Origin of the sequence: Candidatus Methanomethylophilus sp. 1R26 (assembly GCF_001481295.1) — an archaeon.
Taxonomy (GTDB): Archaea; Thermoplasmatota; Thermoplasmata; order Methanomassiliicoccales; family Methanomethylophilaceae; genus Methanomethylophilus.
In genome coordinates, this window is sequence record NZ_LOPS01000048.1 from 68,045 (window position 1) to 74,068 (window position 6,024).

General features: G+C 62.0%; 5 protein-coding genes and 1 pseudogene. All 6 read right to left on the minus strand.

Annotated elements, in window-relative coordinates:
* Window positions 1-2: 2 nt before the first annotated feature.
* Window positions 3-194: pseudogene (locus tag AUQ37_RS13785) on the minus strand (hypothetical protein); the annotation flags it as partial.
* Window positions 106-1,473, minus strand: coding sequence for an MFS transporter (locus tag AUQ37_RS08515; protein WP_058748233.1), 1,368 nt, complete (start codon window positions 1,471-1,473; stop codon window positions 106-108). The pseudogene AUQ37_RS13785 and the gene AUQ37_RS08515, both read right to left, overlap by 89 nt.
* A gap of 127 nt (window positions 1,474-1,600) precedes the next feature.
* A complete protein-coding gene (locus tag AUQ37_RS08520; RefSeq protein WP_082662498.1) occupies window positions 1,601-3,646 on the minus strand; it encodes a hydantoinase/oxoprolinase N-terminal domain-containing protein in 2,046 nt (681 codons plus the stop codon).
* A 5-nt stretch (window positions 3,647-3,651) separates the two neighbouring features.
* Window positions 3,652-3,969 carry a hypothetical protein gene (locus AUQ37_RS08525; RefSeq protein ID WP_058748234.1) on the minus strand — a complete coding sequence of 106 codons (318 nt, stop codon included), beginning with the start codon at window positions 3,967-3,969 and terminating at the stop codon, window positions 3,652-3,654.
* 90 nt (window positions 3,970-4,059) lie between these two features.
* Window positions 4,060-5,160, minus strand: a complete 1,101-nt coding sequence (locus AUQ37_RS08530) for a uroporphyrinogen decarboxylase family protein (protein WP_058748235.1) — start codon at window positions 5,158-5,160, stop codon at window positions 4,060-4,062.
* Between the two features lies 1 nt (window position 5,161).
* Window positions 5,162-5,803, minus strand: coding sequence for a B12-binding domain-containing protein (locus tag AUQ37_RS08535; protein ID WP_058748236.1), 642 nt, complete (start codon window positions 5,801-5,803; stop codon window positions 5,162-5,164).
* Between the last annotated feature and the right edge of the window lie 221 nt (window positions 5,804-6,024).

Consider the following 6,024-nt stretch of genomic DNA (forward strand, 5'->3'; position numbering starts at 1 on the left):
GCCCCGCACCAGGGGCAGAAGCCGTACGTGTCCTCGTATTCCTTTCCGCACTCGGGGCATAACGCGGTATCGTCCTCCAGATGGGTGCATGATGCGCGTTTCTGCTTATTGCCCTTGCGTTCGGCCTCGGCGTCTGCGCAGGGTCCCGCTGCCGTCCGTCTCGGAGAGGTACACCAGGTACCCGACCGCCGGATCGCCGCTCAGGCCGTCGTCCGGTCCGTCCTCGACGGACAGCGCTTCGCAGACGAACGAGAGGAAGGCCATCGCCGCCGCTATAAGGCACAGGGCCTGGAATTCGGAGACCGTGGAATCCGCGACCACGAACCCGCAGGTGGCCACCGCCAGGGCCCCGCCGATGAATGTGAACGTGTGCATGCAGGCCACGGACATGGCGGAGAGCGATGAGGGGAAGCATTCCTTGATCTGGGCCACGGTAGCGACCAGGAAGCCGGAGAAGAACCCGAAGAGGAAATTGAGCGATGCCTGGAACATCTCGGAGGAGAATGCGCTCCTGCCGGCAGTGAGCCACATGACTGCCCATGCCGCCGCGTACCCTCCGGTGCCGATCATGGCGACGGTCTTCCTCGAGCGCAGCACTCTGTCGGACAGCAGGCCGCCGACCGGGCAGCCGAAGAGGGAGCCGATCCCGACCATCATGACCATGACGCTCGCGTCGTGCTCCCCGTAGCCATAGACGTTGGTATAGAACGATCCGGCCTGCGATGCCTGCCACATCATCATGGTCCCGAAGAAGAAGAACATGCTCGCTGCCAGAGGCCAGAACCTCATCCTGCCCCCCAGTACCGTGGCTATCGCGCGGCGGGCGGGGACCCTTTCCTCTGCGCCGGCGTCCAGGGACCCGAGGCCCCTTTCGCCGGGGCTGTCACGCACGATGACCCAGCAGCATGCGGCCACCATCACGGTCACCGCCGCGAGGAGGATGTACGCCTCGCCTATGCCGAGAGCGTCGGTCATCTCGTACATCGGCGTGGCGGCCGCGATGGCGCCTATATTCCCGATCAGCAGGATGATGCCGTTCATCGTCGCGAAGCGGTCCCTCCTGAACCAGACGGCGAGGACCCTCATCATCGGGATGAACACGGACGCCGCCCCGAAGCCGATGACGAACCTCCCGATGACCATGAGCATGAACTCGCCGGTCCAATCGGAGGCGGCGGTCATGGCGGAGCCGGCGGCTATGAAGGACACTGCGGCCGTCGCGGTCCTGCGGGGGCCCCAGCGGTCGGTCAGCATCCCGCTGGGTATCTGCATCGCGGTGTATGCTATGAGATAGGTCGAAGCGAGGAGCGCCACCGCTGACGGCCCGACCCCGTAACGGTCGGCGAAGGTCTCTGAGAGGGCCCCGCCGGTGGTCCTGTGGAAATATACCAGGAAGTACGCCGCCGCCAAAATGGCGAAGGTCGCGATGCCGTATCTCGCGGCGGCCGATGAGACTCCGTCCTCGTTCGGCAAATTAACTGCTCCGGCCTCATGGATAAGCGGTCGGAGGGTTAATCATTGATGCGAACATATTTTTTCTTGCATCCATCAGTATTTAATCAATACTGTTGATGGACGGTAATGGGGCCGCGGACGGCCGTCAGTTGCAATCCGCCGGCCCCGATCTTCGCGCGGCGCCGGCAGAAGGGATCTCCGTCCTGCCGAGGCTCGGCTTCCCGCTTGCCCTTACCAGGACGTTGGCCTCCAGCAGCGAGTAGGATCCTCCCTCGAACTCGTTGCGGTAGGTTTTCTTCCTGATCAGGTACTCCACGAGGACGTTCCCGGCGCCCGATTCGGCGGCGCGGCGGCGCACATCCTCGGCCCCCACTTTCTTGGCGTACTCGACGGCAGTGTCGAAGTCCGGGAACTCGCGCTTCCCTCTCTTAGTGAACACGATGCAGGCCGGATTGGCGGACACACTTCCTGCCGCCGGCCTGATGAGCACATCCTCGGTGACAGTTACCATCCCGGCGACGGCACCCACGGCGTTCCCTATGTCGGCATTGCCGGAGATCACCAGCCTGGCCCCGAACATATCGGCCACGGGCGGGAGCCATGCCTGCACGGGCGCTCCGATCCCCACGATCGTGCGGGCGATATGCAGGGACAGCGTGTAATCGGGGTCCGGGTCCCGGGAGGCCATCTTGGCGACGAGCTCCCCGGCGCGCTTCGCCGGGTCCTGCACTCCTTCCTCGGTCAGCAGATGCTCCATGATGCAGGTAGCGATCCTGCATACCACTGCCTTCTCCATCTTCGCGACGAAGTCGGTCTGGGTCATGCGGGATTTCCTGGCAAGGTAAGCGATCGCGGCCTTCGAGGCCGCAGCATCGAACTCCGTGAAGGAGCCGTCGGCATGCAGCAGGTCCGTCGGGGTAACGCCGATCCTGGTGACGAGGCCTAGCCTCTCCATCTTGCTGAGCGAGTACGCTATGCCCATGGTCCCCGTGAAACTCTCCGCTTCGGCGGCGGTCATCGGGGAATCCCTGATGCGTTCCAGGAGATTCCGCTCGTAGCCGGTCAGTTCCTCGGCGGCCGGAGGCCTGGCGGCGACGAACAGCTCGGTCTCCTGCCTGATGAGGTCAGGCTCCACCGATTCGAAGGCGGCGGACGGCCGCCTGCCCTCCAGAGATTCCAGAATCTCGCCCACATGCGGCCACCTCTCCGCTGCGGCGCAGACCGGGATGACCCTCAGGGGCGTGAGCATCGGGCGGGTCCCGTTGACCAGGATCCTGCTGTCCCCGCCTATTCCGAAGGTGGACATGGCGGCCGCGAGGACGCGGGTGCGCCTGCCCCCGATGGCGGCCCCCTCCTTCTCGAGACGGGGGAACCCGTCCTTCAGGAGGCCGATGTCGGTGGTGGTGCCGCCGACATCCACCATCAGCATGTCCTTCTCCCCGGTGATGGCATATGCCCCGACCAGGCTGGAGGCCGGACCGGAGAGGACGGTCTCGACCGGATGCAGGACGGCGGACGCGGAGCTCATGACCGATCCGTCCCCCTTCACCATCATCAGCGGGGCATCTATCCCGCGCTTGCGGAGGGCGTCCTGCATCGCGCGGATCAGCTCGGCTATGACAGGTATCAGGCGGGCATTCATCAGGGCCGTCGTAGTCCTCTCGTTGAACCCCAGGCCGGAGGACAGTTCATGTCCGCAGACAACGGGCACGCCCAGAATCTCGCGGGCGAGGAAGGCCGCCCGGTCCTCATGGGCAGGGTTCCTGACGCTCAGGTATCCGGATACAGCGACGGCGTCGACTCTCCCCGCCAAGCTCTGCAGGAACTCCCTGCAGGCGGCCTCATCGAGGGGCTCGGTCTCGTTTCCGTCCAGGTCGTGCGCTCCCTTCACGACGCAGCATGGTCCGCCGAAGGAGCGGTCGCTGTAGCCGCGTCCGATGCAGATGAGCCCTGCGCGTCCGCCCTTGCCCTCGACGATGGTGTTGGTGGCGAGGGTGGACGATAGGGAGACGAGGGAGATCTTGTCCAAAAGGTCCCTGTCGAGCCCATCGAGGGCCCGGGAGATCCCGATCGTGAGGTCATCCCTCGTGGTGGGGGATACGGACCTGTCCCAGATCCGCATGGTGCCGAGGTCGACGACGGCGGCATCGGTGTTGGTCCCGCCCGTGTCGATTCCAAGGCCTAAGGCCATGCCGATCACCTGTTGAAGACCTCGATCCCAAGGCCGCTGTCGCGCTTGCCGACGATCCTGCATATGTGGTCGGCCAGGGTGCGCTCCTGGTTCTTCCCGTACACGTCGGGCGTGTCCCTGAGGAGGAACTCGAAGTCGCACTTAGCGCATCTGACCTTAGGGCATCCCTTGACGGCCTCGGAGCATCCCTGGCACGCGATGGCGCGGGCATAGACAAGAGAGAAACTGAATCCACATCTGGGGCATTGGAACTTCCTCACCGAAGCGGTGGTGCTGTAGGAGAACCCCTTGGCGCTCATCGCCTCGAAATACGCATTTGCCATATCATCGCATCCGTTTCGTTCTGGTTTCGTTCGTAGGAGTGGCCGGCGGCGCGGCAACGCCGCCGTAATGCGTTTGGGAGCGGCTCCGGCTCAGTACTCCATCCTGCCGTACTTCCTCTCGGCATCTACCACGGCCTTGATGTTCTCGAGCTTGCAGTTAACCGACGGGGGCACCTCGCATCCGCTGGCGATGCAGTATCCGGAGTTCAGCCCTCTCTTGCAGAGAGCGGTCTTGACATCCTGGCACAGGTTCTTCGTGGCCTCCTCGCACTGGGCGACGGTGTCCCTCATGAATATCTGCGGATCCAGATTGCCGGCGACGAGGCACTTGTCGCTGTATCCCTTCTCGATGGTCTCCGCAGCTGTCGGCGATCCCGAGATCAGCGGGTAGTAGGCCATCGAGTAGAGGGAGGGCTTGAACTTCTTGATCTGGGTATCGAGGTGGGGCAGGTCGGCGCAGTTATGGATCGCGACGGCCATACCGTTCTTCTTCACCTGCTCGTTCAGGAAGGGGGCGTACTTGTCCCCCTCGAATTCCCCATACTCCCGGTCTCCCAGGCAGGCGTAGTTGCCCCAGAGGTAGTCCCAGCAGAGCGCTTCGATGCCGGTCTTCCCGAGCGCCTCGACGATCTGCCTGTCGTACTCCGTGGTTACCTCGAGCGCCTTGTGTATGGGCCTCGGGTCGCTGAACATGTCCATGAAGAGCTGTTCGGCGCCGGCGGTCTGGGACAGTGCCAGGAGAGGTCCCTCGACGAAGGCCGAGGTCACCACCTGGTCATTGAGATTCTTGGCTATCAGCTCGCTTCCCTTGATGAGCACGTTGGTCCTGCCCTTCGAGATGTCCGGGACTTCGAGCTTCTCATAGTCCTCCATGGAGTGGATGATGTGCCCGTCGACGAACGGGGTGTTCTGCTCATCCATCCTGACATGGGCCCCGAGGTCGCCTGCCATGACGGACAGGTCCATCAGGCCGATGGCGAAGTCCATGTTGTACTGCTTCTGCCCCTGGAGGAACGCCTCTGCGAACTTCTCGGGGTCGTTGCACCACTCGCTGTACTTCATGTGCCCATCGCCGATGAACCTTCTGCAGACCCCGCATGCGATCGGGTAGGTGGTGAGGCAGTCGACCTTTTCCCCGGCGAGGGCGGCCAGTGCCCTTTCCTTGGGCTTCATCCCCTTGACAGAGGCCATCTCAGACACGCTCCTTGAGGTACTTGACGCAATCCTGTGCGTTGGTGTCCCTGTGATCGGCCCCGATCTGCTTGGCGAAGTCGGGCGAAGTCGGGGGACCGCCGATGGTGACGATGCAGTTCCCGCGCACGCCGTTCTCGTTCAGCAGGTCCAGGGTCTTCTTCATGTTGTCCATGGTGGGGGTCATCAGGGTGCTGAGGCATGCGATATCGATCCCGTCGGATTCGACGGTGCCTGCGATGGTCGCTGGAGGGACGTCCTTGCCGAGGTCGGTCACCACGAAACCTCCGGCAGTAAGCATCGTCTTCACGATGTTCTTCCCTATGTCGTGCACGTCCCCTTCCATCACGGCGGTGACGCACTTCTTCGCGTTGTCGAGGGATGCCTTGGGGATCAGGGGCAACAGGATATCCAATGCGCCGTACATGGCGGAGGCGGCCGTCAGGACCTGCGGCAGGTAGATCTTGTGCTGTGCGTAGAGGTCGCCGATGACGTTCATCCCCTTGACGAGGCCGTCGTTGATGGCGTCCACGGGGTCGATCTTCTCTGCAACACACTCGTTCGCGGCCGCGATCGCGTCCGCTCTCTTATACTGGATGACCGAGTTGCTCAGTCTGTCCATTATCTCTTCCTTTGTTGCCATTCTTCACTCCTCCCGTTTCCTCAACGGTTGGAATAAAAATCTGGTTGGAGAGTATTTAAATAAAGTTCCGAACGGCAGATATTATACCAATATCATTGTACCAACTGATAAATAAGTTAGATAATATTTAAAGAAGAAAAATTATACGATTATTGGCCTGGTTTTAGCAGAAAAAAATGTAAGTATATCTGATGCTAAATTATACTTCTCAACCATCAATA